Below are 25,449 nucleotides of genomic sequence, written 5' to 3'. Positions count from 1 at the left end.
GGTCGGGCCGGACCGGAGCTCCTCGGCCCGGACACACCAGGTCCCCCCGGGCGGAGCCCGGAGGGACCGGCGGACGTGCACGAGCCGCAGGGGTGGCGCCTGATCAGGAGGTCGCGGACACCGGGGCCGTCAGGTCGTAGAAGGTGGCGCCGCCGACCGTGGTGGCCTTGAACGTGGCCTTGACCCAGCTGTCGATGGCCGTGCTGGTGCCGCCACCCGGACCGCCGCCGGCGAAGCGCGCGCCGCCCTCGGTGGCTCCTGTCGTGCCGCCCTGCGCGATGAAGTAGTGGATCTTCCCTTCCTCCACGTACTTCTTGAACTGGTCCAGCGTCGGCGAGGGATCGCTGCCGTTGAAGCCGCCGAGCGCCATGACGGGCTTGCCCGAGGCCAGCTGGTAGCTCGCCGCGTTCTGCGAACCGACCGCGGCCGCCGCCCAGGTGTACTTGCCTGCGTCGGCCCGCAGGGCCGCCTTCGCCTCGGCTCCGACCTGGGCGCCGTTCAGCAGGCCGCCGGGACCGCCCTGACCACCCTGACCACCGCCGAAGCGCTCGAAGGCCCGCCCGTCCGTGCCACCCGTGGCCTGGCCCTGGCCCTGACTCTGCCCCTGGCCCTGGCCCTGGCCCTGGCCCTGGCCCTGCGGCATGCCGCCCTGGGGCATGCCTCCCTGACCACCGGGACCGCCCTGAGCCATTCCGCCGGGCGGCATCCCGCCCGCCATGGCGCCCGGGCCGCCTCCGGGGCCTCCCGCGGCCAGTTCGCCGACCGGGCCGAACCGCATCCCGCCCGGTCCGCCGCGGCCGCCCGCCACCGCCGGCCCGGCGGTCACGATCGACCCGGTGTGCCCGGTGCTCACGGTCGTCATGCAGTACGCGAACGGCCCCGCCAGCGCCGCGCCCAGGCCGACCGCCGCCACAGCCTGCACGCCCCGGCGCCCCAGCACCCCGGCGAACGGCAGCGCCGCCGCCACCAGCAGGCCCGCCACCAGCACCGTCCAGCGCAGCCACGGCAGGTATCCGGTGGCCCGGCCCAGCAGCACCCACGACCAGACCGCCGTCAGCGCCAGCACCCCGGACAGGGTGAACACGGCGGCCTTGTTGCCCCGTTCCTCCCACAGCACGGCCACGCCCATGCCGACCAGCGCTGCCACGAACGGCGCCAGTGCCACCGTGTAGTACTCGTGGAAGATGCCCTGCATGAAGCTGAACACCACCGCGGTGATCAGCAGCGCACCGCCCCAGGCCAGGAACGCCGCCCGGGCCATGCCCTCCAGCGAATCGGCGGCCCGGCGGGCCCGCCAGGTGACCACGAGTCCGACGACCAGCAGCACCAGGGCCGCAGGCAGCAGCCAGGAGATCTGACCGCCGATGTTCCCGGAGAAGAGCCGGTCGATGCCGGTCTCTCCCCAGCCGCCACCTCCGGCCCCCATGCCCGGCCCGCCCTCGGGCAGCCCGTAGGCGGCGCCGCCGGCCCCGCCCGTCCGCATGCCGCCGCCGACGCTGCCGGTCTCGTTGCCGTTGATCCGGCCCAGGCCGTTGTAGCCGAGGGTCAGTTCGAGGAAGGAGTTGTTCTGCGAACCGCCGATGTACGGGCGGGAGGACGCGGGCCACAGCTCCACGATGGCCACCCACCAGCCGCCAGCCGCCACCATCGCGAGCCCGGAGAGCAGCAGCTGGCCCAGCCGCCTGCGCAGCCGGGTCGGCGCGCAGACCGCGTACACCACGGCGAGCGGCGGCAGGATGACGAAGGCCTGCAGGGTCTTCGTCAGGAAGGCGAAGCCGACGGCGACACCCGCCCAGACCAGCCACTTCGTACGGGCCCCGTCGAGGGCGCGCAGTACGCAGTACACGGTGACGGTCAGCAGCAGGGTCAGCAGCGCGTCGGGGTTGTTGAAGCGGAACATCAGGGCGGCGACCGGCGTGAGCGCGAAGGCCGCGCCGCTGAGCAGCGCCGCACCGGGACCGAACTGGCGGCGCACCGCGGCGTACAGCACGGCCGTCGTACCGACGCCCATCAGGGCCTGTGGAACGAGGATCTGCCAGGAACCGAGCCCGAACAGCCGGACCGACAGCATCATCGGCCACAGCGCGGCCGGCGGCTTGTCGACGGTGATCGAGTTGCCCGCGTCCGAGGACCCGAAGAAGAACGCCTTCCAGCTCTCGCTGCCCGCCTGCACGGCCGCGGAGTAGAAGGAGTTGGCGTAGCCGGAGGAGCCCAGGTCCCACAGCAGCAGTACGGCGGTGGCGATCAGCAGCCCGGCGAAGGCGGGCCGCTCCCAGCCGGGCCTGTCGACGGCGTGCCGGCCGGTGTGCGGCCGGGCCTCGGGGACGGGGTGGAGCGGAGGTGCGGCCGTGGTCATCGAATGTCGTCCTTCACGGGGGTGTCGCGGCGCTCGGGGAAGACCCAGGCGCGGAAGAGCAGGAAACGCAGCACGGTGGCGGCGAGGTTCGCGGTGATCAGCACGGCCAGCTCGGTGCCGTGCGCGGGATCGGCGGTGGCCGCGCCGAGGGCGGCGAGGGAGCCGCTGGTCAGCGCGAGTCCGATGGCGAACACCACCAGGCCCTGGGCCTGGTGGCGCACGGCCCGGTCCCGGCCGCGCACACCGAAGGTGAGCCGCCGGTTCGCGGCGGTGTTCGCGACGGCGGAGAGCAGCAGGGCCGCGCCGTTGGCGAGCTGCGGGCCGGTCCCGGCCCGGAACGCGGAGTACAGGAGCAGGTAGAGCAGGGTGGACAGGACCCCGACGGCGCAGAAACCGAGCAGCTGGCGGGCCAGCCCGCCGTCCACCCCGGGCAGGGCCGCGCGGTCGCGCGGATCGTCGCCGAAGGGGCGGGCGAGCCGGTCCAGCGGGAGCGCGCCGACGGCCAGCGCCCTGCCGACCCTCCAGACGCCCTTGAGGTCCTCGGTGGCGGTCCGGACGATGTGGACGGTGGAGTCGGGGTCGTCGACCCAGTCCACGGGTACCTCGTGGATCCGCAGCCCGGCCCGCTCGGCGAGCACGAGCATCTCGGTGTCGAAGAACCAGCCGGAGTCCTCCACCAGCGGCAGCAGCCGCTCGGCGACCTCCCGCCGGATGGCCTTGAACCCGCACTGGGCATCGCTGAAGCGGGCGGCGAGGGAGGAGCGCAGGAGGAGGTTGTAGGCGCGGGAGACGAACTCCCTCTTCGCTCCCCGCACCACCCGCGAGGAGCGGGCGAGGCGGGTGCCGATGGCGAGGTCGGAGTGACCGGAGATCAGCGGGGCGACCAGCGGCAGCAGCGCGTTGAGGTCGGTGGAGAGGTCCACGTCCATGTACGCGAGAACGGGGGCGTCGGAGGCCGACCATACGGTGCGCAGGGCCCTGCCCCGGCCCTTCTCCTCCAGCCGGGCGCTCCGTACGCCGTCCAGGCTTCCCGCCAGCGCCGCCGCGACCTCGGGGGTGCGGTCGGTGCTCGCGTTGTCGGCGACGGTGATCCGGAAGGGGTAGGGGAAGGTGCGGGTGAGGTGCTCGTGCAGCCTGCGCACGCAGGGGCCGAGGTCCTTCTCCTCGTTGAACACCGGGATCACCACGTCGAGGACGGGCCGGCCGGGCACGGGCGCGAGGGGCGCCCGCGCCGGCAGGGCCCCGGGAGAGGTGTCGGTTGGCATGATCCGACACTCGCCGGGCGCCCTGTCACCGATGTGTGCTGAGCCTGTGTCCGGGCTGTGAGTCCGTGACCGCCCCCTCGGGGGCTTGCGGCAGCAGGACTTCGAAGCGGGTCCGCCCGGGTTCGCTCGCCACGTCGACCTGCCCTCCGTGGGCGGTGACGACGGCCTGGACGATGGCGAGACCGAGCCCGGTGGAGCCGGCCGCGCGAGAACGTGAGGCGTCGCCGCGGGCGAACCGCTCGAAGACGTGGGGCAGCAGGGCGGGCGGGATCCCGGGCCCGTCGTCCTCGATCCGCAGCTGGAGCGCGCCTTGGGATGTTTCACGTGAAACACGGGCGGTCACGGTGGTACCGGGCGGGGTGTGCGTACGGGCGTTGGCGAGCAGGTTGACCAGCACCTGCTGGATCCGTGCCGGGTCACCCCGTACGGGCGCGGGCTCCTCCGGCAGGTCCAGCCGCCAATGGTGCTCGGGCCCGGCCGCACGGGCGTCGCTGACGGCGTCGACCACGAGCGGCGCCAAGTCGACGACGGTGTCCCCGGCGTCGAGCGGGCGGCCGGCGTCGAGCCGCGCCAGCAGCAGCAGATCCTCGACCAGGCCGGTCATCCGGGTGGCCTCCGACTCGATCCGGCCCAGGGCGTGCCGGGTGTCGGGGCCCGGCTCCTCCCGACCGCGGCGGGTCAGTTCGGCATAGCCCCGGATGGAGGCGAGGGGGGTGCGCAGCTCATGGCTGGCGTCGGCGACGAACTGCCTCACCCGCGTCTCGCTCTGCTGGCGTGCCGTGAGGGCGGAGGAGACGTGCCCCAGCATCCGGTTGAGGGCCGCGCCGACCTGGCCCACCTCGGTGCGGGGGTCGGCGTCGGGGACCCGCTCGTGCAGGACGGGTTCGCCGCTGTGCAGCGGGAGTTCGGAGACCCGGGTGGCCGTCGCGGCGACCCTGCGCAGCGGGCGCAGTGCGACGCCGACCAGGACCTGCCCCGCGAGGGACGCGGCGATCAGCCCGGCCAGCGTGACGCAGACCTCCACCACGACCAGGGTGCGCACGGTGGAGTCGACCTCGGCGAGCGGGAAGCCGAGGACGGCGCTCCCGTCGGGCGCGGCCAGCACCCGGTACGCCCCGATCCCCGGCACGTCCAGGTCCACCGGTTCGGCGCGGCCCTGGTCCGCCGTGCGGACGGCCTTGCGGAGGACGGCGATCTGGGCTTCGCTCAGGGGCTGGTGGTTCTCCGGTTCGAGGTCCGCGCGGCGCACGATCCGGTCGGCCTCGAACACCTTGCCGTCGGAATCGACGCGGAACCCGACACTGCCCAGCGGGGTACCGGGGCCGCCGACGACGGACCTCACGTAACCGATCGTCTTGCCCGGCACGGGGCGCGTGGCCATGTCGACGGAGATCCGCAGCTGCTCGTTGACCTTGCCGACCAGGTACGAACGCAGCGCGAGGGTGGTGACCGTCCCGATGGCCGCGCCCACCACGGCGATCAGCGCCACCGCGGAGACGACCAGCCGGGTCCGCAACGACCAGGGACGGCGGCGCCGCGGACGCGGCCGCGGACGAGGCCGGGGCCGGGGCCGGGGCCGCTTGGGGCGGACGGCCACTACTCGGCCGGCTTGATCAGGTAACCGGCGCCGCGCCGGGTGTGGATCATCGGCGCGAGGCCGGGGCCGCTCTCCAGCTTCCGGCGCAGGTAGGAGATGTACAGCTCGACCACGTTGGCCTGGCCGCCGAAGTCGTAGGACCACACGCGGTCCAGGATCTGCGCCTTGCTGAGCACGCGGCGCGGGTTGCGCATCAGGTAGCGCAGCAGCTCGAACTCGGTGGCGGTCAGGTGGATCTCCCGCCCGTCCCGCACCACCTCGTGGCTGTCCTCGTCGAGCCGCAGATCGCCGACGGCGAGTACCGAACCGCCGCGGGCGGCCTGCGCCGCGCCCGAGCGCCGGACCAGCCCGCGCAGCCGGGCCACGACCTCCTCCAGGCTGAAGGGCTTGGTGACGTAGTCGTCGCCCCCCGCGGTGAGACCGGCGATGCGGTCCTCGACGGAGTCCTTGGCGGTCAGGAACAGTACGGGGACCTGGGGGATCTCCCGGCGCAGCCGTCCGAGGACGGCGAGTCCGTCCATGTCGGGGAGCATGATGTCGAGGACCACCACGTCCGGCCGGAACTCCTTCGCCGCCCGCACCGCACCCGCCCCGTCGCCCGCGCTGCGGACCTCGCAGCCCTCGTAGCGCAGGGCCATGGACAGCAGCTCGGAGAGCGAGGCCTCGTCGTCGACGACGAGCACCCGGCAGGGCCCTCCGTCGGGCCGCACCAGGGTCGTGGGGCTGCTGGTGGACGTGGACGCGTGGAAGCTGGTCGTCGCAGTCATACCCCTACGCTGTCCCGGGCCTCTGAGAGCCTTCTTGCCCCTTCCTGTGAATTCCCTGAGAAACGGATCAGGGGTCGAGCCCGAACAGCCGGGCGGCATTGTCGTGGCAGACGGCCCTCAGCCAGTCGTCGCCCAGGCCGAGCCGTTCGAGGGCGAGGAGCTGGTGCTCGTACGGGTGCGGGATGTTCGGGAAGTCGGTGCCGAACAGGATCCGGTCACCGAGGTCCGCGAGCCGCCCGAGCTCACTGGCCGGGAAACCGCTGAACTGCTCCGCGAAGTCGGTGAAGGCCATCGTGGTGTCCAGGCGGACCTCGGCGTACCGGTCGGCGAGGTCGAGGAAGTCGGCGTACTCGGGCATGCCCATGTGGGCGATGACCAGCGGCAGCCGCGGGTGGCGGGCCAGCAGCCGGGCGATCGGCTCGGGCCCGGTGTACTTGCCCGGGACGGGCCCGGAGCCGCAGTGGATCACCGTGGGGATCCCGGCCTCGGCCAGCAGCCCCCACACCGGCTCCAGCCGGTCGTCGTTCGGGTCGTACGCGCCGACCTGGATGTGCGCCTTGAAGATCCGCGCCCCCGCTTCGACGGCCTGCCGGACGTACGGGCCCGCGCCGTCTTCCGGGAAGAACGTCGCGGTGTGCAGGCAGTCGGGGGTACGGGCGGCGAAGTCGGCGGACCAGGAGTTGAGCCAGGCGGCCATGGCCGGCTTGTGCGGGTACAGCATGGCGGTGAAGGCCCGGACTCCGAACTCCCGCAGCAGCGCGACCCGCTGCTCCTCCTCGTGCCGGTAGACGATGGGCCACTCGACACCGGTCAGCGGGCCCACCGCGTCGAAGTAGTCCCACACCTTGTCCAGGACCCGCTCGGGCATGAAGTGCGTGTGGACGTCGACCAGTCCGGGCAGCCCGAGCCGTTCCCGGAAGGCCCGGACCGCCTCAGGCGTTGCGGTCAAAGCCGTGGCTCCGCTCGACGGTCGCGACGTGCAGGGTGTAGCTCTCGTACCAATCGGCGCGGCCCTGCTTCATGGCCGCCTGGTGTTCCAGGTCCTGGCGCCAGGCCGCCAGGGCCTCGTGGTCGCGGAAGTACGCGACGGTGATCCCGAGCCCGCCCGGGGTACGCGCGGACTCGTAGCCGAGGAAGCCGGGATTGGCGCGGACGATCTCGTTCATCCGGGTGAGGGTCTCGGGGTACCCGCTGGCGTCGTCGGTGCGGACGTTGCTGAAAACGGCCATGACATAGGGCGGTTCAAAGGCCTGTACCGGCTGAATGCTCATGCCCACCACCCTCGGCGGACCTCCCCCGGCATGTCCACCGCAAAAGTCCCCGCGACCCCAAAGGGATCCAAGTTTTGACCAACCCCGCGTCCCTCAGAACAGCCCGTCCTGCCCTGCCGCCGGGTCGGGGGGAGCCGCGATCTCCGCCACCGGCACCACGGCCCGCACACCCGCTCCGGCCTCCGGAGCCACGAGTTCCCAGCCGGCCAGCAGGCGGGTGTCCACCACGAGCCCGTCCGCGAGGTGCAGATCGGGCCCGGCCGCGCCCACGAGCGTGCCCGCGACGGCCCCGCCGGGCACCATCTCCGTGACCACCCGGGCCGGTACGGGCAATCCGGCCCACCCGTCCAGCCCGAACACCCCGGCATGGTCGACGACTTCGCACGCGAGCCGCTCCAACGAGTCCGGCCAGCCCGCCGGCTCCGCCGCCCGCGCATGCAACTCGGCTACCTCCAGGGCCCGCTCGGAAGCCGGCGGCAGGTGCGCCCGCACCCCGCGCTTGCGCGCGTACGCGATCCGGTCCGGCACCCCGAGCGCCACCCTCAGCAACTCCTCGGTTCGCCGGGCGGCCATCAGCGGCCCCCGCCCCAGCCACGCCCAGGTCACCGCCCCCTGCTCCAGCAACCGGACGGATCCCCGCTCCTCGGCGGTGATGCCGACCTTCACCAGGCCGGGCCCGAACCAGGCCAGGTAGACCCGATAGGTGCGCGGATCGGCCGCATTGGTGTCGGCCGCCACCGAGAACGACCGGTCGAGCCGGGCGCACTCGGGGCACTGCGCGTTCCCCGCCCGCCCCGGCACGGTGGCGGCGGTGGGGCACTCCGTCCGCTTCCCGGCCCGCCGCACACCGAGGCAGTGCCGTTCCCCGCGTGCGACGAAGGCCAGTCGCTGCCCGTGGACGAGCCCGCTCACCCGCTCCCCGCGCCCCTCGCCGTACCACCCGATGGCCGGCCGGCCCCCGCTCCACCGGATCCCGGTACACCACCAGGTCACAGGGGGAGCGGCCGCTCGAAGAAGGTCTCCAGGACGACGGTGGCGTGCGTTCCGCTGACCCCTTCGATGCCGTAGAGCCGCCGCAGGACGTCCTGCAGCCCCTCCGTCGAGGCAGTTCGCACCTTGACCATCACCGAAGCGCTGCCCGCGATGATGTGCGCCTCTTGGATCTCGGGGATCGCCGCGAAGTCCGGGGCGGACTCGCCCATCCACGCGTTGGAGTCGACCATCACATAGGCCAGGACCCCACTGCCGACCGCGGCCGGGTCGACGTCGATGGTGGTCCGCCGGATCACCCCGCGCTCGCGCAGCTTGCGGACCCGCTCGTGGGTCGCCCCCGCCGAGAGCCCGACCGCCGTACCAAGAGCGGCATACGACTGCCCCGCGTCCTGCTGCAGGCGCAGGACGAGCGCCCGGTCGATGTCGTCCACGCGAAGTTCCTCTCATGGGCACGTCGGCCCTTGCGAAGACGGTACCGGATCCTGCAATCTCAACATCACGCCGAACAGAATTCGGCAATCTGCTCTCAGGGGGAATGATGTCTGCCATAGCCGACCTCACCTTGTACGAGATCCTGGACGACCGATTCCAGACCGGGCGCTGCGCCAACGGCGACATCCGACTGGAACGGCTCTACGACGACTGCCGCTGGGCCGAAGGCCCGCTCTACCTGCCGGCCTGGCGACAGCTGGTGTGGAGCGACATCCCGAACGACCGGATGCTGCGCTGGGACGAGGCCACCGGTGCGGTCTCCGTCTTCCGCTCCCCGGCCGGCCACTCCAACGGCAACACCATCGACCGCGAAGGCCGCCTGATCACCTGTGAACAGGGCAACCGCCGCGTCACCCGCACCGAACCGGACGGCCGCCTCACCGTCATCGCCGACCGCTACGACGGCAGGCGACTCAACAGCCCCAACGACGCGGTCGTCCGCTCGGACGGCTCCATCTGGTTCTCCGACCCGGACTTCGGCATCACCAGCGACTACGAGGGCCACCGGGCACCGAGCGAGATCGGCGCCTGCAACCTCTACCGCGCCGACCCCGAGACCGGCTCCGTCCGCATGGTGGCCGACGGCTTCCTCGGCCCCAACGGCCTCGTCTTCTCCCCGGACGAGAGCGAGCTGTACGCCGCCGACACCCGCGCCGGCCACATCCGCGCCTTCAAGGTCACGGACGACGGCAGCCTCACCGGCGACCGGGTCTTCGCCGTCTGCCCGCGGGTCGACAACATTCGCTTCGACGACGAGGGCCGGCTCTGGGCGGCAGCGATGGAAGACGGCATCCACTGCTACGCCGCCGACGGCACCCTGATCGGGCGCGTCCGCGTCCCAGAGCCGGTCTCGAACCTCACCTTCGGAGGTCCCAAGAACAACCGCGTCTTCATCACGGCCACCACCTCGCTGTACTCGATGGTGATGTCCGTGACGGGTCTACCGCGGGTCCTGTAAGGACTACCGGGCGACGAACTGCGTCAGGATCGCCTGCACCTCGTAGATGTCGACGCCCTTGGTGAACGTCTTCTCGACCGGCGTCGGGCTACCGGATATCCAGATCTTCAGCTCGGCGTCCAGATCGAAGGTCCCGGCCGTCTCCACCGCGAAGTGCGTGATGCTCCGGTAGGGGATGGAGTGGTACTCCACCTTCTTACCCGTGATGCCCTGCTTGTCGACGAGCACCAGACGCCGATCGGTGAACAGGATCGTGTCCCGGACCAGCAGGTAGGCGGCGTGCACCTGCTCCCCGTGGCCCAGCAGCCGCGCGAACTCCTGCTGTGCCGACGCCGGGTCCACAGCGTGCGCGTTTCCGAACAGTCCCATGAAAGCCCCCCATTTCCAGCTTCGGATGTGATCTTCAGAACCGTACCCACTCGACCGGCCGGCCCGCATCCCCCTCCGGAGCCATCCCTCTCCCTGATACCCAGGAGTGAGGCTCTCCCCATCAAGGAGGAGCCGGGGCCGACCCCGCACGGCACCCCACTGCCGTACAACGGAAACGCCAGAGGCCCCGGACTTTCGTCCGGGGCCTCTGGCTTGCTGTGCACTCGGCAGGATTCGAACCTGCAACCTTCTGATCCGTAGTCAGATGCTCTATCCGTTAAGCTACGAGTGCTTGGGCTTCCCGGGGTTTTTCGCCCCGTTGGCCTTGCGAGAACAACAATACATGGACCTCGCCGGGACGCGAAATCCATTAGCCAAACCACCCCTGACCTGCGGAAACGCGCCGGATGTAGATCGTCCGGATGAGTTGGCGCCGAGGGGCGCGGAGGGCGAGAGGCCCCGATCGGGTCGGCACTGGCCGACACCGGCCGGCACCGGTCTGCGTTGATCGGGGTTCACCGGGGTTCATCGGGGTTCACCGGCGTCCATTGGCATCCATCAGCGCACATCGACATCGACGGGCCCGGAAACGCATCGAAGCCCCGGTCCGTCAGGACCGGGGCTTCGATGAGGTGCGGAGGCGGAGGGATTTGAACCCTCGATGGGGTGTAAGCCCCAAACCGCATTAGCAGTGCGGCGCCATAGACCGGACTAGGCGACGCCTCCAGCTCACCCCCGCGTACGAGGGTGCGTGCAGATGATGACACAGGCGCAGGGCCCCTCACCAATCCGCTCCCACGGTACTAGGAGCGGCGGCCGAAGGGCAAAGCCTTAAGGCCGCTCAATACGTGCGTCGGGACGGAACGTAGGAGCGCCGCCGTCGTTGGGCAGGCGTACGACGTACGGACGACCTGGAGTGCCCCATGCTGCGTCTCGCCGCCTTCGCCGTCACCTCCGCCCTGGCCGCCGCGGCCGCCGGGCCGCTGCCGCCGCTGCCCCTCGGGCGGCTGCTGACCGGTCCCGACAGCCTCACCATCGCCATGGCCGACACCGGCAACCGCAGGCTGGACCGGGAGTACCTGCTCGAGTGCGACCCCGTGGGCGGCGACCACCCCTGGAGGGAGCAGGCCTGCGCGAAGCTGCAGAAGCTCGCCTCCGAGGGCAAGGACCCCTTCGCTCCCGTCTCCAAGCGGCAGATCTGCGGCATGAAGTACGGCGGCCCGGCCACCGCGCGGATCACCGGCACCTGGCAGGGGCGCAAAGTGGACGCCACCTTCCGGCGCACGGACGGCTGCGAAATCAGCCGTTGGGACGAGTTGGAACCTCTGCTTCCGACTGGGCGTTCCTGACCTGGGAGGATGCGCGGGCCGGGCGATATGCACCGGACTTCGGCCGCCCCACCGCGGGCCTGTGCCCTTAGACTCCTCCCGTGACATGCCGGTAGTTGTGGTCAGGGAGGAAGCTCGTCGTGAGCAGCAGGCCATCCCGAGGCGCTGCTCGCCTCGCAGCAATACTCGATGCCCTTCCGGACGCGCTGTTGCTCGTCAACGCCAACGGCACGGTCGTCAACGCCAATTCGATCGCCCTAGAGGTCATGGAGAGCCCCGGAACCGGGCTCGTCGGCCGGGGCGTGCTCGACCTCCTGCCCGAGTTCGACTCCAAACTGATCCCCGGCTCCATGCGCCGGCCCGGCGAGGACGAGGGCGGCCGCGCCAAGCCCAAGCGGATGGTCGCGCGCCGCACCGACGGCTCCGAGTTCCCCGTCGAGGTCACCGCAGCCCATCTCGACGGCCGCGACGCCTACCGCGAGCCGCAACCCGCCTACACCGGTGACGAGCTGCTGATGCTCGTCGTACGGGACCTCTCGCAGACCGTGGACACCGAGGCCGAGCTGGCCCGCTCCCAGCGTCAGACCGAGATGATCCTGCGCGCCGCCGCCGAGGGCGTCGTCGGCACCGACACCGACGGGCGGGTGGTGCTGGTCAACCCGGCCGCCGCCCAGATCCTCGGCTACCGGGCCACCGACCTCGGCAACCGCGAACTGCACGGCCTGGTGCAGCATTCGCGCGCCGACGGCTCGCCGTTCCCCTTCGACGAGTCCCCGCTCGCCGACACCCTGCGCAGCGGCCGCAAGCACCGCGTGCGCGGGCAGGTGCTGTGGAACAAGGCCGGCCAGCCCGTCGCCGTCGACCTGACCACGTCTCCCGTGCGGGACGGCGAACAGCTCGTCGGCGCCGTCATGACCTTCACCGACCGGCGGCCGTACGACGCCCTCGCCGCACGGCACGCCCAGCTGCTGGCCGTCCTCGGCGACTCGCTGCGCGGGCCTCTGGACGAGCTCCGCGGGGAGCTGGCCACGCTCGCCGCCGATGACGCGGGTCAGCTGTGGCCCGAGGCCAACCAACTGCTGCACCACCTGGCCGCCGGGTACTCGCGGATGACCACCCTCGTGGACAACGTGCTCGGCTTCCAGCGCCTGGACGCCGGCAGCGACAAGCTCGCCAAGAAGAAGGTCCTGATCAACGGCGTCGTCACGGCCGGCGTCGACGGCGCGGTCGAGCTGATCGGACCGGGCCGCGCGCAGTTCGCCGTCCACGCGCCGACCATCGAGGCCGAGGTGGACGCGGAACGGGTCGCGACGGCCCTCGCGCACCTGGTCGCGGACGTCGCCGGAGTCGACGCCACCGGCAAGACCCGCCAGGGCAGCGGGTACAGCGACTCGACGATCGTCGTGGCCGCCGCGCAGCGGGGCGATGTCGTACGGATCGAGGTGCGCGGGCCGTACGAGGGCGGTAACCCCGTCCACGAGCCGATCGTGCGGGGCATCGTGGCCGCGCACGGAGGTGTGCTGCAGACGGTGGAGGTCCCGGGCGCGCCCGGCGGGGCGTACGTGCTGGAGCTGCCGCTGGGCTCGGGAGCCGGGACGGTGACCCTGCCGGAGCTGGCGGAGGAGCCGGATCCCGCGGAGGGTCCTGCCGAGGGTGCTGCCGGGGGCGCCGCCCCCGGGAAGGTCTCCGGCGGGCGCCGGGGCCGGCGCGGTGTGGACGCCTTCCTGGAGGACGAGGCCGCGGCTCCCGGAGCCGCGCAGTCCGGCCAGGGCGGGGGCGCGCTGGCGCTGCCGTCCGGGCGGCGGCGGGGAGCCGAGGCCCCCGGTCCCGAGGCGGGCCCGGAGCTCGCGCAGTCCCCGGTGAACCCGGCGGGGCTGGGCACCGGACGCAGGCGCGGCCGCGCCGGGGACGGCAGCGGCGAGGACGGCGCGACCCCGGGCGGTCCCGGCGGCGTCGTCCCGCCTGGCGGCATCGCGGGCCCGGCCGGCCCGGGCGGCCTCGTCGCACCCGGCGGGATCGGAGCACAGGGCGGTATCGGCGGCCCGGGCGGTCCCGGCGGCGTCGTCGCGCCCGGCGGCATCGCGGGCCCGGCCGGCCCGGGCGGCCTCGTCGCACCCGGCGGGATCAACGCCCCCGGCGTCGTCGCACCCGGCGGGATCGCGGGGCAGGGTGCACCTGCCGTCGTCGCGCCCGGCGGGATCGCGGGACCCGTGCCGCCGCAGGGGACCGGTATGCCCGCGCTGCCGGCCGTGCCCTCCGTACCCGCGACCGGACACCCCGCCGGGCGGCGCCGCGCGCTGGGACCGGCCGGTCCGGTACAGCCCGGCGGTCCCGTACCCGCCACCGGCCTGAGCCCCGCTCCCGCCCGGCCCATCGCCCCCGAGGGCGGCTTCGCCCTGCCCGCCGGGCCGACTCAGGCCCCCGCGATGGCCGGCCCGGCCCCCGCCCCCGCCTCCGCCTCCGCCGAGGCGGACGCCGACGCTCCGGGCGGGCGGCGCGGGCGCCGGGTGCTGAGCGCGCCCGCCGCCGAGCCCGATGCCGCGGCCCCCGCCGAGGAACCCGTACCCCCCACCGGGCGGCGGCGTGCGCTGCCCGGCACCCCGGCATGGCCGGTTCCGGCGGCGCGGACGGCGCCCGAGGACGGCGAGTCGGGCCGGCTCGCGCTCCCCGGGGCCCGGCAGCCGCAGGAGACCCCCGCGGAGGCCCAGGCGGGGCAGGCGATCAACGTGCGCGCCCTCGGCACCCTCGGCCAGGGCATTTCCATCGACCCGAACGCGACCGCCCCCGGGACCGGCACCTCCGCCTCCGGTTCCGGCCGTCGCCGCCGGCTCGCCGAGCCCGCTCCGCAGGGCCGGGCCTTCGCCATAGGAGCCCCCGAGGCCGGTGCCGACGAGGGCCCCGAGCCGCTGGACGGCCCGGGCGGCGCCGTCGAGGTGGTCAACCGGCCCGCACCCGCACCCGTGGACGACGAGCTTCCGCCCGAGCCGCTGGACAACCCCCGCCGGCTCCTGGTGTGGCCCGCGCCCGACGTGCAGACGCAGCAGGCGCTCAGCGACCGCGGCTACCGCCCGGTGATCGTGCACTCCCGCGAGGAGGTGGACGCGCAGATCGCCGCGTTCCCCGCCGCGCTGTTCGTGGATCCGCTGACCGGGCCGATCACCCGCACCGCCCTGCAGTCCCTGCGGCAGGCCGCGGTGGCGGCCGAGGTGCCCGTACTGGTGACGGCCGGGCTTGGGCACGCCGCGCGCGAAGCGGCGTACGGAGCCGATCCGGCGGTCCTTCTCAAGGCGCTCGCGCCGCGCGACAGTGAGCAGCACCCCTCGCGGGTCCTGCTGATCGAGGAGCGCGACGAGATCGCGGCGGCACTCACCACCGCCCTGGAACGGCGCGGCCTCCAGGTCGCCCGGGCGGGCGCCGACACCGACGCGGTGGAACTGGCGACGCAAATGCGGCCCAACCTGGTCGTCATGGACCTGATGCAGGTACGCCGCCGCCGGGCCGGGATCGTGGACTGGCTGCGCGCCAACGGGCAGTTGAACCGCACCCCGCTGGTCGTCTACACGGCGACGGGCATCGATGCGGCGGAGCTGCCGAAGCTGGGTTCGGGTGAGAGCGTGCTCTTCCTCGCCGAGCGGGCCACCACCGCGGACGTACAGGGTCGCATCGTGGACCTACTGGCGAAGATCGGCACCAACTAGTCATCCTGGCCCGATGGCCATCATCGACACGACCGAGCACACCGTCCCCGCGGACAACGGGGAGGTGAACCTGCTCATAGCCCGTCAGGTGGAGCCCGGGTACGAGGAGACCTTCGAGGCCTGGGCCCACGGGATCCTGGAGACGGCCGCGAGCTTTCCGGACCACCTGGGGTACGGACTGTTCCGCCCGGCGACCGAGGGCGGGCCGTGGTTCCTGGTGCACCGCTTCCGCAACGAGGACGCGTTCCAGCGCTGGCAGGACTCGCCGGAGCGGGCCCAGTGGTTCTCCAACTGCCTGGGTCACCACCACCAGGAGATAGCCCGCCGGGAACTGCACGGCATGGAGACCTGGTTCGCCAAGCCGGGTACGACCCGGCCCGCGCCGCCGCGGTGGAAGATGGCGATCAGCTCGGGGCTGGCCATCTTCCCGATCTCGCTCGTCGGCAACGCGGTGCTCGGGCCGTTCCTGGTGGATCTGCCGTTCGTGCTGCGCACGGCCGCCTTCACCGTCGTGTTCAGCACCCTGATGACCTACGTGGCCATGCCCACCGTCAGCAGGCTGCTGCGGCCGTGGCTCACCAAGGGGTGAGCCCGCGCCCCGCCACCCGACTCCCGGTCGCCCGGCCCTCGGTCGCCCGGCCTCCGGTCAGTCGGCCCCCGGTCAGTCGAGCTTCGTGACCTCGAGCTCGCCGTCCGCGTACTGCCTGCGGATCACCTTCTTGTCGAACTTGCCGACGCTGGTCTTGGGCACCTCCGTGATGACCGTCCAGCGCTCCGGCAGCTGCCACTTGGCGATCGACCGGCCGAGGAACTCGCGCAGGCCCTCGTAGTCCACGGTGGCGCCCGCCTTGAGCACGACGGTGGCCAGCGGACGCTCGCCCCACTTGTCGTCGGGTACGGCGACCACGGCGGCCTCGGCGACCTCGGGGTGCGCCATCAGGGCGTTCTCCAGCTCCACGCTGGAGATCCACTCGCCGCCGGACTTGATGACGTCCTTGGCCCGGTCGGTGAGGGTGAGGTAGCCGTCGTGGCTGATGACGCCGACGTCCCCGGTCTTGAGCCATCCGTCCGGGCTGAACTTGTCCTCGGGACGGTACGGTTCGCCGTTGGCGCCGCCGAAGTAGGCGCCCGCGATCCAGGTGCCGCGCACCTCCAGCTCGCCCGCGGACTGGCCGTCCCAGGGCAGGTGGTCTCCGGCGGGGCCGACCAGGCGGGCCTCGACGCCCGCGGGGAAACGGCCCTGGGTGATCCGGTACGGCCACTCCTCCTCGGCGTCCAGACCGGCCGGCGGGTGCGCCATCGTGCCGAGCGGGGAGGTCTCGGTCATGCCCCAGGCGTGGCAGAGGCGGACGCCGATCTTGTCGTAGGCCTCCATCAGGGCGGGCGGGCAGGCCGCGCCACCGATGGTGACCTGCTTCATGGAGGTCAGGTCGCGCGGGTTGGCGGTGACCTCGGCGAGCAGGCCCTGCCAGATGGTGGGGACGGCCGCCGCGTGCGTGGGCTTCTCCCGCTCGATCATCTCGGCGAGCGGGGCGGGCTGGAGGAAGCGGTCCGGCATCAGCATGTTGATGCCGGTCATGAAGGTGGCGTGCGGCAGGCCCCACGCGTTCACGTGGAACTGCGGAACCACGATGAGGGTCGTGTCCCGGTCGGTCAGCCCCATCGACTCGGCCATGTTGACCTGCATCGAGTGCAGGTAGATCGAGCGGTGCGAGTAGGCGACGCCCTTGGGGTCGCCCGTGGTGCCGGAGGTGTAACACATGGCCGCGGCCCGGCGTTCGTCCAGCTCGGGCCAGTCGTAGGTGACCGGGCGGCCCGCGATCAGCTCTTCGTACTCGTGCACGCGGACGTTCAGGCCTTCGAGCACCGAGCGGTCGCCGATACCGGAGACGACGACGTGCTCGACGGTCGGCAGGTGCGGCAGCAGCGGCGCGAGGAGCGGCAGCAGGGTGCCGTTGACCAGCACGACCCGGTCCTCGGCGTGGTTGACGATGAAGACCAGCTGCTCGGGGGGGAGCCTCAGGTTGAGGGTGTGCAGGACCGCGCCCATGGACGGGATCGCGAAGTACGCCTCGACGTGCTCGGCGTTGTTCCACATCAGCGTCGCCAGCACGCTTCCGGGCTCGACGCCCAGTTCGTCGCGCAGGGCATTGGCGAGCTGGGCGGCGCGGTCGCCGATCTCGGCGAACGTCCGGCGGTGCGGCTCGGCCCCGCCGGTCCACGTCGTCACGGTCGACCTGCCGTGCACCCTCCGACCATGCTCCAGAATCCGGCTGATGGTGAGCGGTACCTCTTGCATGGTGCTGAGCACGGGCGTCCTCCCGTTGGGCGCTGTCACTCGTCTCGACGGTGGGAGAATTCTGCGCACGTACCGCGCGGTATGTCACTACGTCTCGGTAGCTTTCTTCGGGGCCGCCCACAAGTCCGCTTCCCAGCGCGATGGACGTGGATCCCGTGGCTCTGCGGCCCGGCGCCGAAGGTCTCTCCCAAGACGGACTGCGCGACGCGCCCGATCTCTCCGGCTCCCCAAGCGCGTGCCGATGTTTCACGTGAAACCTCGGCACGCGCGAGGGCGCCGCCCAGGGTCGACGCTCAGCGGACCGTGGTGAGCTCCGGGTCCTCGCGGAGTTTGCCCAGCGCCCGGGAGACGGCGCTCTTGACCGTGCCGACCGAAACGCCCAGGAGCTCGGCCGTCTGCACCTCGCTGAGATCCTCGTAGTAGCGCAGTACGACCATGGCCCGCTGCCGGTCGGGCAGCCGTGTCACCGCACGCCACATCGCGTCCCGCAGGGCCTGCGCCTCCGCGGGGTCGGCGGCCGGGAGGTCCTCGGTCTCCGGGAGTTCGTCGCAGCAGAACTCGTCCACCTTGCGCTTGCGCCACTGGGAGGTGCGGGTGTTGACCAGGGCCCGCCGGACGTAGCCGTCCAGGGCGCGGTGGTCCTCGATGCGGTCCCAGGCCATGTACGTCTTGGCCAGGGCCGTCTGGAGCAGGTCCTCGGCGTCACACGGGTTGGCGGTGAGGGAGCGCGCCGTGCGCATCAGAACCGTGCCCCGGGTCCGGACGTACGCCGAGAACGACGGGTACGGCGTCGGGTTCGAGGCGAGCGTGCACACAGGCGTGGTCATGTGTCCACGCTAGGAGCGCCCGCCCGTCATGGGATCGGCCGCAAGTGCCGAAGCGGGGTCCGTCTCAGGTTGTAGGAGTAGGGAAGGCCCCACCTCCTGAAGGTGGAGGAGGTGGGCCCCAACCGGCACGAATCCGTCAGACGTGAGCGGCCGGCCTTCAGCGGCGAGCAGAGAACGGGGAGCAGGGAGCGGCGGATCGTCAGCCGTCGGCTCCCAGGATCAGCCCGGAGGTCGGCACCCCGGTGCCGGCCGTGACGAGTACGTGCTCCGCCCCCTCGACCTGGTTCACGGAGGTGCCGCGCAGCTGGCGGACCGCCTCGGCGATGCCGTTCATGCCGTGCAGGTACGCCTCCCCGAGCTGGCCGCCGTGGGTGTTGATCGGCAGCGCGTCCGCAGCCACGAAGTCGGCGGCCTCTCCCGGCCGGCAGAAGCCGAACTCCTCCAGCTGCATCAGCACGAAGGGGGTGAAGTGGTCGTAGAGGATCCCTACGTCGATGTCCGAGGGCCGCAGCCCGCTGGTGCGCCACAGCTGGCGCGCGACCACGTCCATCTCGGGGAGCCCGGTCAGGTCGTCGCGGTAGAAGGAGGTCATGCCCTCCTGCCGGCGTCCGGCGCCCTGCGCGGCCGCGGTGATCACCGCGGGCGCGTGCCGCAGGTCCCGGGCCCGCTCGGGTGTGGTCACGACGACGGCCTGCCCGCCGTCGGTCTCCTGGCAGCAGTCCAGCAGCCGCAGCGGCTCGACGATCCAGCGCGACGCGGCATGGTCGGCGAGGGTGATGGGCTTGCCGTGGAAGTAGGCGGCGGGGTTGTTCGCGGCGTGCCGGCGGTCGGTGACCGCGACGTGCCCGAAGGCCTCGGGGGTGAGGTTGTAGGCGTGCAGGTAGCGCTGGGCGGTCATGGCCACCCAGGAGGCGGGGGTCAGCAGTCCCCAGGGCAGCGACCAGCCGAGCGCGGCGCCCTCCGCCGAGGGTTCGCGCTGCTGGACTCCGGAGCCGAAGCGGCGTCCTGAGCGCTCGTTGAAGGCCCGGTAGCAGACCACGACCTCGGCGACCCCGGTGGCGACGGCGAGGGCGGCCTGCTGGACGGTGGCGCAGGCCGCGCCGCCGCCGTAGTGGATGCGGGAGAAGAAGGACAGGTCCCCGATGCCGGCCGCCTGCGCGACGGTGATCTCGGGGCTGGTGTCCATCGTGAAGGTGACCATGCCGTCGACGTCGGCCGGGGTGAGCCCGGCGTCGTCGAGGGCGTGGTGCACGGCCTCGACGGCGAGCTTGAGCTCGCTGCGGCCCGAGTCCTTGGAGAACTCGGTCGCTCCGATGCCGGCGATGGCGGCCTTGCCGCCGAGCTCGTCGCGGGTGCGGACGCTCATGCCGGCACCTCCGCGGTGACCGTCCCCGACACGTGGTGGCCGATGCCGTTGGCCCCGAGGACGCGGATCTCGACGGTGTTTCCGGAGACGGCGGTGACGGTGCCCGTCAGGGTCATCGTGTCGCCCGGGTAATTGGGGGCGCCGAGGCGGATGGCCACCTTGCGCAGGACGGCCCGCGGCCCGAGGTGGTCGGTGACGTACCGGCCGACCAGGCCGTTCGTGGTCAGGATGTTCATGAAGATGTCCGGAGAACCCTTCTCCTGGGCCAGCGCCGCGTCGTGGTGCACGTCCTGGTAGTCGCGGGAGGCGATCGCGCCCGCGACGATCAGGGTGCGGGTGACCGGGATCTCCAGCGGTGGCAGTTCCTCGCCGACTCTCATGGCGACGGTTCCCATGGCTCAGCCCTCCTGCGCCAGCACGGCGCCCAGTTCGGCCAGCAGCTCGCTGCCGCAGCCCAGGTACGCGTCCAGCTGGCGCCCCCACAGAAAGTGCCGGTGGACGGGGTGGTCGAGGTCGGCGCCCATGCCGCCGTGCAGGTGCTGACCCGCGTGCACGACCCGTTTGCCCGCCTCCGAGGCCCACCAGGCCGCCGTCAGCGCGTGTTCGCGCGCCGGGAGGCCCTGGTCGATGCGCCAGGCCGCCTCGTACGCGGTGACCCGGATCGCCTCGATGTCCATGTGGGCGTCGGCCGCGCGCAGCAGGACCGCCTGGTTGGTGGAGAGCGGCCGGCCGAACTGCTCGCGGGTGGAGGTGTACTCGACGGCCCGGGCGAGCGAACCCGCGCAGACGCCCGCCTGGAGGCCGGCGAAGGCGGTCCGGGCGGCGGCGAGCGTCGCTTCGTACGCGTCCGCGCCGCCGAGGCGCTCGCCCTCGGCCCCGGTCAACGTCAGCCGGCCCGCCGACCAGGGGGCGGTGGTCTCCACCGGGGAGGCGCTCACCCCGGGCGCGTCCGTCCGTACGAGCCAAAGGGCCCGGTCCGCGTCCGGGACCAGTACGTGGGTGGCATCGCGCAGCCAGGGCACGGCGGGGGCGGTTCCGGTGAGCCGGCCGTCCTCGGAGGTGATCCGGCCGCGCGCCGGGAAGACCCCGGTGGCGACCGCCTCGCCGGTGCCGAGGGCGGGAAGCAGGCGGGCCCGCTGCTCGGCGCTGCCGTGGGCGGCCACCGGGAGGATCCCGTACGCGCAGGTGGCGGCGTACGGGACCTGCGCGGTGGTGCGGCCCTGCTCCTCCAGGAGCAGGACCAGGCCGAGCAGGCCGACCTCCTCGACGGCGGCGGTCATTCCGGCCGTGGTGAGGGCCTTCCAGAGCTCGGCGTCGCTTCCGGTGCCGGCCGCCCCGAGGCGTTCATGGGTGGCGAGGTCGCCGAATATCCGGGCGGCGAGGCCGGCCGCGGCGGCCTGTTCCTCGGTGGGGTGGAAGTCCATCAGCCTTCACTCCCGCGGAAGACGGGGAGTTCGAGGCCGTCGTCGACGCGCAGGAACTCCAGCTGGACGGGCATTCCGATGCGCACCTTGTCGTAAGGAACGCCGGTGATGTTGCTGATCATCCGAACCCCCTCGGCGAGCTCGACGAGCGCGACCGCGTACGGAGGGTCGAAGGCCGGGAAGGGCGGGTGGTGCATGACCACGTACGAGAAGACGGTGCCGGAGCCGGAGGCCTCGACGGTGTCCCAGTCCTGGCTCGCGCAGACGTTGCAGCCGGGCAGCCACGGGAAGCGGAGGGCTTCGCAGGAGGTGCAGCGCTGGATGAGGAGTCTGTGATCCCGGACCCCGTCCCAGAATCCCTGGTTGTCGCGGTTGATCACCGGTCGGGGGCGCAGGGCCGGGGCCTTCTTCTTCGTCGCCGGGGTTCCGGCGGGCGCGTACTTGAGGATCCGGAAGCGGTGGGTGCCGGCGAGTTCGCCGTTCGCGTGGACGTCCATGCGCGTGGTCACGAAGTGGCCGGTGCCCAGCTTGGTCGTCTTGCGCGGGGACACGGACTCGATGACGGCGTCGAAGGTGATGGTGTCCCCGGGGCGCAGCGGGCGCAGGTACTCCTGCTCGCAGTCGGTGGCGACCACCGAGGTGAAGCCGGCTCCGTCGAGGAGCGCGAAGAGGTCGTCGTAGCAGGAGGAGCGGTCGGAGTGGCCGGAGAGCCCTCCCATCGTCCAGGCCTGGAGCATGGTGGGTGGCGCGATGGCGTCCGGGCCGGTGTAGGCGGGGTTGGCATCGCCCATCGCCTCGCACCAGTGGCGGATCATCGGCTCGTTGACCGCGTCCTTGCCCCGGCCGGCGGTGGCGGCCGGCTGTCCCTCGAAGGCCGCCAGCAGCGCGTGGAACCGGGCTGCCTCCCCGTCCGTGTCGGCCGCCTGCGCCGTCATCGCTTCCTCCCCTTCATTCCGAGCCGCATCATGGCGACGATCTCCCGCTGGACTTCACTGACTCCGCCGCCGAAGGTGTTGATCTGCGCGGCGCGGTTCATCCGCTCCAGCTCACCGCCCGCGAAGGCCTCGGGGCCTCGTACGAGCGCCTCCTCGCCCACCACTTCCTGGCACATCCGGTACACCTCGACGGTGGACTCGGTGCCGAGGAACTTCACTCCGCTGGCGTCGCCGGGGGCCAGGGTGCCCGCGCCCACGTCCTGGACGAGGCGCCAGTTCAGGAGGCGTACGGCGGCCAGTCGCGCGTGCGCCTCGGCGAGCCGGGACTGCACCCAGGGCAGGTCCGCCGGCCTCTCGCCGGTGACCGGGTCGGGGGTGCGGGCGTGGCCGAGCGCGTACGTGTAGAAGTCCTCGGCCTGCATGCCGATGGCTGCGAGGGCCACGCGCTCGTGGTTGAGCTGGTTGGTGATCAGGCCCCAGCCGCCGTGTTCCGGGCCGACGAGGTTGCCCGCCGGCACGCGGACGGAGTCGTAGTACGTCGCCGTTGTGGTGAGCCCGCCGACGGTCTCGATGGGGGTCCAGGAGAATCCGGGGTCGTCGGTGGGCACCAGGATGATCGAGATGCCCTTGTGTTTGGGGGCCTCGGGGTCGGTGCGGCAGGCGAGCCAGATCCAGTCGGCGTTCTGGGCGTTGGAGGTGAAGATCTTCTGCCCGTCGATCACCCAGTCGCCGCCGTCACGGACGGCCCGGGTGCGCAGCGAGGCGAGGTCGGTGCCCGCCTCCGGCTCGGAGTAGCCGATGGCGAAGACGATCTCGCCTTTGAGGATGCGGGGCAGGAAGTACTCCTTCTGCTCCTGGGTCCCGTACTTCATCAGGGTCGGGCCGACGGTGTTGAGCGTGACCATGGACACCGGCGCACCGGCCCGGTAGGCCTCGTCGAAGAAGACGAACTGCTCGTCGGGGCCACGGCCCTGGCCTCCGAATTCGACGGGCCAGCCGAGGCCGAGCAGATCGTCGGCGCCGATGCGGCGCAGCAGTGCGCGCTGGCGGGCCGGGTCGTCCGGGACCCCGTCCGGCAGCAGGTCCTGGAAGTACTCCCGCAGTTCGGCGCGGAGCCGCAACTGGCCTTCGGTCGGGGCGAGGTGCACGGCGCTGGCCTCCCGGCATCACAACATCGAGGGAACCTGACTGTCCGTCAGATTCACCGCCGGTGTCAAGGTCGGAAGGCGGGCCACACGAAGACCTGCGAGCCGACGCACGCGAGGGCGCCCGCACTACCGGACCCCAGCCGGTCCGGTCGTACGGGCGCCCTCAACAGTCGGTGCGGCTCAGGCCGCGGCTACCACCAGGGGTAGAAGTTGACCGCCACGTTCGAGTTGGACTGGTGGATCGCGGTGAAGGCCGAGCCGTTGACCTGCGCGGTGTTGTTCTGGTTGGACGCTCCGGAGCCGGTGGCCACCTGCTGCGAGGTGGAGGAGTTGCCGTTGTTGTCGCCACCCACGCCGCTGCCGATGATGCTGGCGACGCTCGCATTCGATCCGTCGTTCGCGAAGGAACCGTTGTCGGCCGAGGCCACGCCACCGAAGAGGGCGACGGCGAGGGGGAGAGCGGCGACGGCGGCGATGACGCGGGCGGTACGGATGCTTGCCATGTGTGAATCCTCCAGAAAACCGAAGTGGGAGTTACTCCAAGGCAGTTGGCCGACCGCCTCGGTCGTTCTGCGTGCTGACGACGTCGCGAGACCAGAGTTGCCCACCGAATCCCCGGCGAACCACCCCGGAGTCTGCGATTCCCCCGCAAGCATGACCAACCCCGGATAAACCCAATTCGCGCCCCCTGCGCCGCAGGTCAGCACCCCCGAGCCCGTCGAAACCCTTGCCGCACAAGGGATGAAGCGTTCAGCCAAAAACTCCCGCCCGGACATGCCAAATAGGGCCGCGTCGTCCGGGAACCCCACCGTCTCCCGGCCCTGCGGCCCTGCAATACCAAGTTTCACGCCCCCTGCACGCCCCCGGCGCTCGCCGGGGCGACTGCGCGGTACCGCTCTACGCCGCGAGCGCGAGCCCGTCCCGGGCCGCGGGGGCAACGGGTGCGGCGGAGGGTGCGGCAACGGGTGCGGCAACGGGTGCGAACGTGGCAGCGCGTACGGCGGCAAAAGCGGCACCCATGGCAGCGGCAGTCGTCGACCGGCGGACGGACGGGCTCTTGCCGTGCGCCTCGGCGCGGATCCGCTGCTTGATGGTCGGCGGGAGCGAACCGCCCCGCATCATCGCCCGCCAGCTCCGCCGGGCCTGGACACCCGCCCGGCGCACGGTGCCGGCCGCGGTGGCCGGGGCGGCGGGAGCAGCGGCGGCGGCGAGGGCCGGGGCGGCCTTGCCGACGAGCCCGAAGGAGGCGAGGAGAGCCACGAGGGCGGCGAGGACGGAAGTCCAGATCGACGAGATGACGCTGCGCTGAGCCATGACGGGTTCCCTCATTTCGCGATGTTCCGACGGGCGGATCTGCATACATTCGTCATGATGCGGACGCAACCGCACGGCCCCCACGACCCGCGCCGATCTTCCGACAAACACCACCCGAAAGGCCCAGACCCCCTCCGGTACCCCTTCCAAGCCGGGAAACCGGTCGCGGACCAGGCGACGAGCGATGAGTTGTCGAACCAGACGACGAGCCGGACGTGCTCAGGGCCGTGCACGTCTGCGAAGGCCTTCATGGCGACCCGGACCGGGGCCCACTCACTGTCCTCGGGCACCCAGTCGAGGCAGACCAGCTCCTGCCCGGCGCAACTCGGAAACGAAATCCGCGCGAGACGGCAGAAGGGGTACCCCTCAACGAGGGGCACCGGTCAGAGCCTTGTCTGACCTGGTGGCGGTGGGTGTGGGATTTGTCCCCGGCGTGCTTGCCGTGCACGGCTCCGACCAGGTACGCAGGGCCGATCAGGATGAGTAGGCGTACTCAGGTGGCGGTCCCCGGCAGCTTCGAGACTGGGCGCAGGTCGAACGAAGCGGAACGGAACGGGGAACGTCATGGTGCGGCGCTGGTCGAAGGCGGAGATGTGGGTGCCCGGTGCGTACCTGGCGCTGGTCGTCGGGATGCTGGTCTACGTCGCGGTCGGCAGCCGGATCGGGGACATCGGGTTCTTCGGAGTCTGGCCGATCCTGGCCACGGCGCCGGTCAGCCTCGTGCTGCTGACGTCCTTCGGACCCGCGGCGAACGCCCTGGACTCGGCCCCGCCCATGGATCCCCACCCCCAGTACGGCTCCGAGCCGCCCGCGAAGCTGCCCACGGACTACCCCTCGGAGTCGGACCCGCTCCCCGCGGACTGGGTACCGGACACGTCCGTGGACCCCAAGCTCGACACGTTGGACGGCTTCGGCTTCTACGCCTCGGTCCTGGTCGGCGCCCTGCTCAACGCCGCGGCGATTTGGGCTCTGCTTCGCTACGCGGCGCGCCGGCGCGCCGCCAGGAGTGCGCAGGTCTAGCGCCGTGGTCCTGGCCCACAGA

Annotated in this window: 23 protein-coding genes and 2 tRNA genes; 5 read left to right on the top strand and 20 right to left on the bottom strand. The window is 72.2% G+C overall.

Going from position 1 to position 25,449, the window contains the following annotated elements:
- Nucleotides 1-103 precede the first annotated feature (103 nt).
- The 8 genes from ACIQ5Y_RS06045 to ACIQ5Y_RS06010 all read right to left on the bottom strand — a co-directional run bounded on the left by ACIQ5Y_RS06045 (nt 104) and on the right by ACIQ5Y_RS06010 (nt 8,680).
- A complete protein-coding gene (locus tag ACIQ5Y_RS06045) occupies nt 104-2,356 on the bottom strand; it encodes an ArnT family glycosyltransferase (RefSeq protein ID WP_403875421.1) in 2,253 nt (750 codons plus the stop codon).
- The gene (locus ACIQ5Y_RS06040) at nt 2,353-3,621 is read right to left on the bottom strand and encodes a glycosyltransferase (protein ID WP_403875419.1); all 1,269 of its coding nucleotides are present in this window, start codon (nt 3,619-3,621) and stop codon (nt 2,353-2,355) included. Before ACIQ5Y_RS06040 ends, ACIQ5Y_RS06045 begins: the two co-directional genes overlap by 4 nt.
- A gap of 25 nt (nt 3,622-3,646) precedes the next feature.
- Nucleotides 3,647-5,137, bottom strand: a complete 1,491-nt coding sequence (locus tag ACIQ5Y_RS06035; protein WP_403875417.1) for a sensor histidine kinase — start codon at nt 5,135-5,137, stop codon at nt 3,647-3,649.
- A gap of 80 nt (nt 5,138-5,217) precedes the next feature.
- Nucleotides 5,218-5,985, bottom strand: coding sequence for a response regulator transcription factor (locus ACIQ5Y_RS06030; protein WP_403875414.1), 768 nt, complete (start codon nt 5,983-5,985; stop codon nt 5,218-5,220).
- Nucleotides 5,986-6,052: 67 nt separating this feature from the next.
- On the bottom strand, nt 6,053-6,934 hold the full coding sequence (locus tag ACIQ5Y_RS06025) for an amidohydrolase family protein (RefSeq protein WP_403875411.1): 882 nt from the start codon (nt 6,932-6,934) through the stop codon (nt 6,053-6,055).
- Nucleotides 6,918-7,256, bottom strand: a complete 339-nt coding sequence (locus ACIQ5Y_RS06020; protein WP_403875408.1) for an antibiotic biosynthesis monooxygenase family protein — start codon at nt 7,254-7,256, stop codon at nt 6,918-6,920. Before ACIQ5Y_RS06020 ends, ACIQ5Y_RS06025 begins: the two co-directional genes overlap by 17 nt.
- A gap of 93 nt (nt 7,257-7,349) precedes the next feature.
- Complete coding sequence (locus ACIQ5Y_RS06015) at nt 7,350-8,249, bottom strand: DUF2797 domain-containing protein (RefSeq protein WP_403875405.1); 900 nt, start codon at nt 8,247-8,249, stop codon at nt 7,350-7,352.
- A complete protein-coding gene (locus ACIQ5Y_RS06010; protein WP_384586491.1) occupies nt 8,246-8,680 on the bottom strand; it encodes an Lrp/AsnC family transcriptional regulator in 435 nt (144 codons plus the stop codon). Before ACIQ5Y_RS06010 ends, ACIQ5Y_RS06015 begins: the two co-directional genes overlap by 4 nt.
- Before the next feature lie 107 nt (nt 8,681-8,787).
- Between ACIQ5Y_RS06010 and ACIQ5Y_RS06005 the strand changes: the two genes are divergently transcribed.
- A complete protein-coding gene (locus ACIQ5Y_RS06005) occupies nt 8,788-9,699 on the top strand; it encodes an SMP-30/gluconolactonase/LRE family protein (RefSeq protein WP_403875402.1) in 912 nt (303 codons plus the stop codon).
- A 3-nt stretch (nt 9,700-9,702) separates the two neighbouring features.
- Here ACIQ5Y_RS06005 and ACIQ5Y_RS06000 read toward each other — a convergent pair whose 3' ends face one another.
- The 3 genes from ACIQ5Y_RS06000 to ACIQ5Y_RS05990 form a co-directional block, all read right to left on the bottom strand.
- Nucleotides 9,703-10,068, bottom strand: coding sequence for a PH domain-containing protein (locus ACIQ5Y_RS06000; protein WP_403875399.1), 366 nt, complete (start codon nt 10,066-10,068; stop codon nt 9,703-9,705).
- A 219-nt stretch (nt 10,069-10,287) separates the two neighbouring features.
- A tRNA-Arg gene (locus ACIQ5Y_RS05995) sits at nt 10,288-10,360 on the bottom strand.
- 343 nt (nt 10,361-10,703) lie between these two features.
- A tRNA-Ser gene (locus ACIQ5Y_RS05990) sits at nt 10,704-10,794 on the bottom strand.
- Nucleotides 10,795-10,991: 197 nt separating this feature from the next.
- Between ACIQ5Y_RS05990 and ACIQ5Y_RS05985 the strand changes: the two genes are divergently transcribed.
- The 3 genes from ACIQ5Y_RS05985 (at nt 10,992) to ACIQ5Y_RS05975 (ending at nt 15,683) form a co-directional block, all read left to right on the top strand.
- Entirely contained in the window at nt 10,992-11,417 is a 426-nt protein-coding gene (locus ACIQ5Y_RS05985) for an SSI family serine proteinase inhibitor (protein WP_403875397.1), read from the top strand.
- A gap of 119 nt (nt 11,418-11,536) precedes the next feature.
- Nucleotides 11,537-15,094 carry a PAS domain-containing protein gene (locus ACIQ5Y_RS05980; RefSeq protein ID WP_403875393.1) on the top strand — a complete coding sequence of 1,186 codons (3,558 nt, stop codon included), beginning with the start codon at nt 11,537-11,539 and terminating at the stop codon, nt 15,092-15,094.
- A 13-nt stretch (nt 15,095-15,107) separates the two neighbouring features.
- Nucleotides 15,108-15,683, top strand: coding sequence for an antibiotic biosynthesis monooxygenase (locus tag ACIQ5Y_RS05975; protein WP_403875390.1), 576 nt, complete (start codon nt 15,108-15,110; stop codon nt 15,681-15,683).
- Nucleotides 15,684-15,755: 72 nt separating this feature from the next.
- Here ACIQ5Y_RS05975 and ACIQ5Y_RS05970 read toward each other — a convergent pair whose 3' ends face one another.
- From ACIQ5Y_RS05970 to ACIQ5Y_RS05930, 9 genes are all read right to left on the bottom strand, one after another.
- Nucleotides 15,756-17,405 (bottom strand): long-chain fatty acid--CoA ligase, encoded by a 1,650-nt coding sequence (locus ACIQ5Y_RS05970; RefSeq protein ID WP_403875387.1) that lies wholly within the window; start codon nt 17,403-17,405, stop codon nt 15,756-15,758.
- Between the two features lie 281 nt (nt 17,406-17,686).
- Nucleotides 17,687-18,220 (bottom strand): SigE family RNA polymerase sigma factor, encoded by a 534-nt coding sequence (locus ACIQ5Y_RS05965; protein WP_403875384.1) that lies wholly within the window; start codon nt 18,218-18,220, stop codon nt 17,687-17,689.
- Nucleotides 18,221-18,419: 199 nt separating this feature from the next.
- Nucleotides 18,420-19,586 carry a lipid-transfer protein gene (locus ACIQ5Y_RS05960; protein ID WP_403875381.1) on the bottom strand — a complete coding sequence of 389 codons (1,167 nt, stop codon included), beginning with the start codon at nt 19,584-19,586 and terminating at the stop codon, nt 18,420-18,422.
- Entirely contained in the window at nt 19,583-19,966 is a 384-nt protein-coding gene (locus tag ACIQ5Y_RS05955) for a MaoC family dehydratase (protein ID WP_384587591.1), read from the bottom strand. The genes ACIQ5Y_RS05960 and ACIQ5Y_RS05955 overlap by 4 nt, the downstream gene beginning before the upstream one ends.
- Before the next feature lie 18 nt (nt 19,967-19,984).
- Complete coding sequence (locus tag ACIQ5Y_RS05950) at nt 19,985-21,010, bottom strand: acyl-CoA dehydrogenase family protein (protein WP_403875378.1); 1,026 nt, start codon at nt 21,008-21,010, stop codon at nt 19,985-19,987.
- The gene (locus ACIQ5Y_RS05945) at nt 21,010-21,945 is read right to left on the bottom strand and encodes a bifunctional MaoC family dehydratase N-terminal/OB-fold nucleic acid binding domain-containing protein (protein WP_403875375.1); all 936 of its coding nucleotides are present in this window, start codon (nt 21,943-21,945) and stop codon (nt 21,010-21,012) included. Before ACIQ5Y_RS05945 ends, ACIQ5Y_RS05950 begins: the two co-directional genes overlap by 1 nt.
- Nucleotides 21,942-23,093, bottom strand: coding sequence for an acyl-CoA dehydrogenase family protein (locus tag ACIQ5Y_RS05940; protein WP_403875372.1), 1,152 nt, complete (start codon nt 23,091-23,093; stop codon nt 21,942-21,944). Before ACIQ5Y_RS05940 ends, ACIQ5Y_RS05945 begins: the two co-directional genes overlap by 4 nt.
- Before the next feature lie 191 nt (nt 23,094-23,284).
- Nucleotides 23,285-23,596 (bottom strand): hypothetical protein, encoded by a 312-nt coding sequence (locus ACIQ5Y_RS05935; RefSeq protein WP_403875369.1) that lies wholly within the window; start codon nt 23,594-23,596, stop codon nt 23,285-23,287.
- Between the two features lie 394 nt (nt 23,597-23,990).
- Nucleotides 23,991-24,407, bottom strand: a complete 417-nt coding sequence (locus ACIQ5Y_RS05930) for a DUF6344 domain-containing protein (RefSeq protein ID WP_403875366.1) — start codon at nt 24,405-24,407, stop codon at nt 23,991-23,993.
- Between the two features lie 564 nt (nt 24,408-24,971).
- Between ACIQ5Y_RS05930 and ACIQ5Y_RS05925 the strand changes: the two genes are divergently transcribed.
- Entirely contained in the window at nt 24,972-25,427 is a 456-nt protein-coding gene (locus tag ACIQ5Y_RS05925; protein WP_403875363.1) for an SCO4225 family membrane protein, read from the top strand.
- Nucleotides 25,428-25,449 lie beyond the last annotated feature (22 nt).

It is taken from the genome of Streptomyces sp. NPDC096339, from assembly GCF_044762985.1.
In the GTDB taxonomy this organism is placed as follows: Bacteria; Actinomycetota; Actinomycetes; order Streptomycetales; family Streptomycetaceae; genus Streptomyces.
Note: the sequence above shows the minus strand (reverse complement) of the source record. Positions and strands in the feature narration are given on the sequence as shown.

What these genes read in the sequence shown, in the direction of transcription:
- ACIQ5Y_RS05965 (WP_403875384.1), bottom strand. Translation starts at nt 18,220, where the DNA reads ATGACCACGCCTGTGTGCACGCTCGCCTCGAACCCGACGCCGTACCCG.
- ACIQ5Y_RS05985 (WP_403875397.1), top strand. Translation starts at nt 10,992, where the DNA reads ATGCTGCGTCTCGCCGCCTTCGCCGTCACCTCCGCCCTGGCCGCCGCG.
- ACIQ5Y_RS05960 (WP_403875381.1), bottom strand. Translation starts at nt 19,586, where the DNA reads ATGAGCGTCCGCACCCGCGACGAGCTCGGCGGCAAGGCCGCCATCGCC.
- ACIQ5Y_RS05945 (WP_403875375.1), bottom strand. Translation starts at nt 21,945, where the DNA reads ATGACGGCGCAGGCGGCCGACACGGACGGGGAGGCAGCCCGGTTCCAC.
- ACIQ5Y_RS06040 (WP_403875419.1), bottom strand. Translation starts at nt 3,621, where the DNA reads ATGCCAACCGACACCTCTCCCGGGGCCCTGCCGGCGCGGGCGCCCCTC.
- ACIQ5Y_RS06020 (WP_403875408.1), bottom strand. Translation starts at nt 7,256, where the DNA reads ATGAGCATTCAGCCGGTACAGGCCTTTGAACCGCCCTATGTCATGGCC.
- ACIQ5Y_RS05925 (WP_403875363.1), top strand. Translation starts at nt 24,972, where the DNA reads ATGGTGCGGCGCTGGTCGAAGGCGGAGATGTGGGTGCCCGGTGCGTAC.
- ACIQ5Y_RS05950 (WP_403875378.1), bottom strand. Translation starts at nt 21,010, where the DNA reads ATGGACTTCCACCCCACCGAGGAACAGGCCGCCGCGGCCGGCCTCGCC.
- ACIQ5Y_RS06045 (WP_403875421.1), bottom strand. Translation starts at nt 2,356, where the DNA reads ATGACCACGGCCGCACCTCCGCTCCACCCCGTCCCCGAGGCCCGGCCG.
- ACIQ5Y_RS05975 (WP_403875390.1), top strand. Translation starts at nt 15,108, where the DNA reads ATGGCCATCATCGACACGACCGAGCACACCGTCCCCGCGGACAACGGG.
- ACIQ5Y_RS05930 (WP_403875366.1), bottom strand. Translation starts at nt 24,407, where the DNA reads ATGGCTCAGCGCAGCGTCATCTCGTCGATCTGGACTTCCGTCCTCGCC.
- ACIQ5Y_RS06005 (WP_403875402.1), top strand. Translation starts at nt 8,788, where the DNA reads ATGTCTGCCATAGCCGACCTCACCTTGTACGAGATCCTGGACGACCGA.
- ACIQ5Y_RS06030 (WP_403875414.1), bottom strand. Translation starts at nt 5,985, where the DNA reads ATGACTGCGACGACCAGCTTCCACGCGTCCACGTCCACCAGCAGCCCC.
- ACIQ5Y_RS05955 (WP_384587591.1), bottom strand. Translation starts at nt 19,966, where the DNA reads ATGAGAGTCGGCGAGGAACTGCCACCGCTGGAGATCCCGGTCACCCGC.
- ACIQ5Y_RS06000 (WP_403875399.1), bottom strand. Translation starts at nt 10,068, where the DNA reads ATGGGACTGTTCGGAAACGCGCACGCTGTGGACCCGGCGTCGGCACAG.
- ACIQ5Y_RS05935 (WP_403875369.1), bottom strand. Translation starts at nt 23,596, where the DNA reads ATGGCAAGCATCCGTACCGCCCGCGTCATCGCCGCCGTCGCCGCTCTC.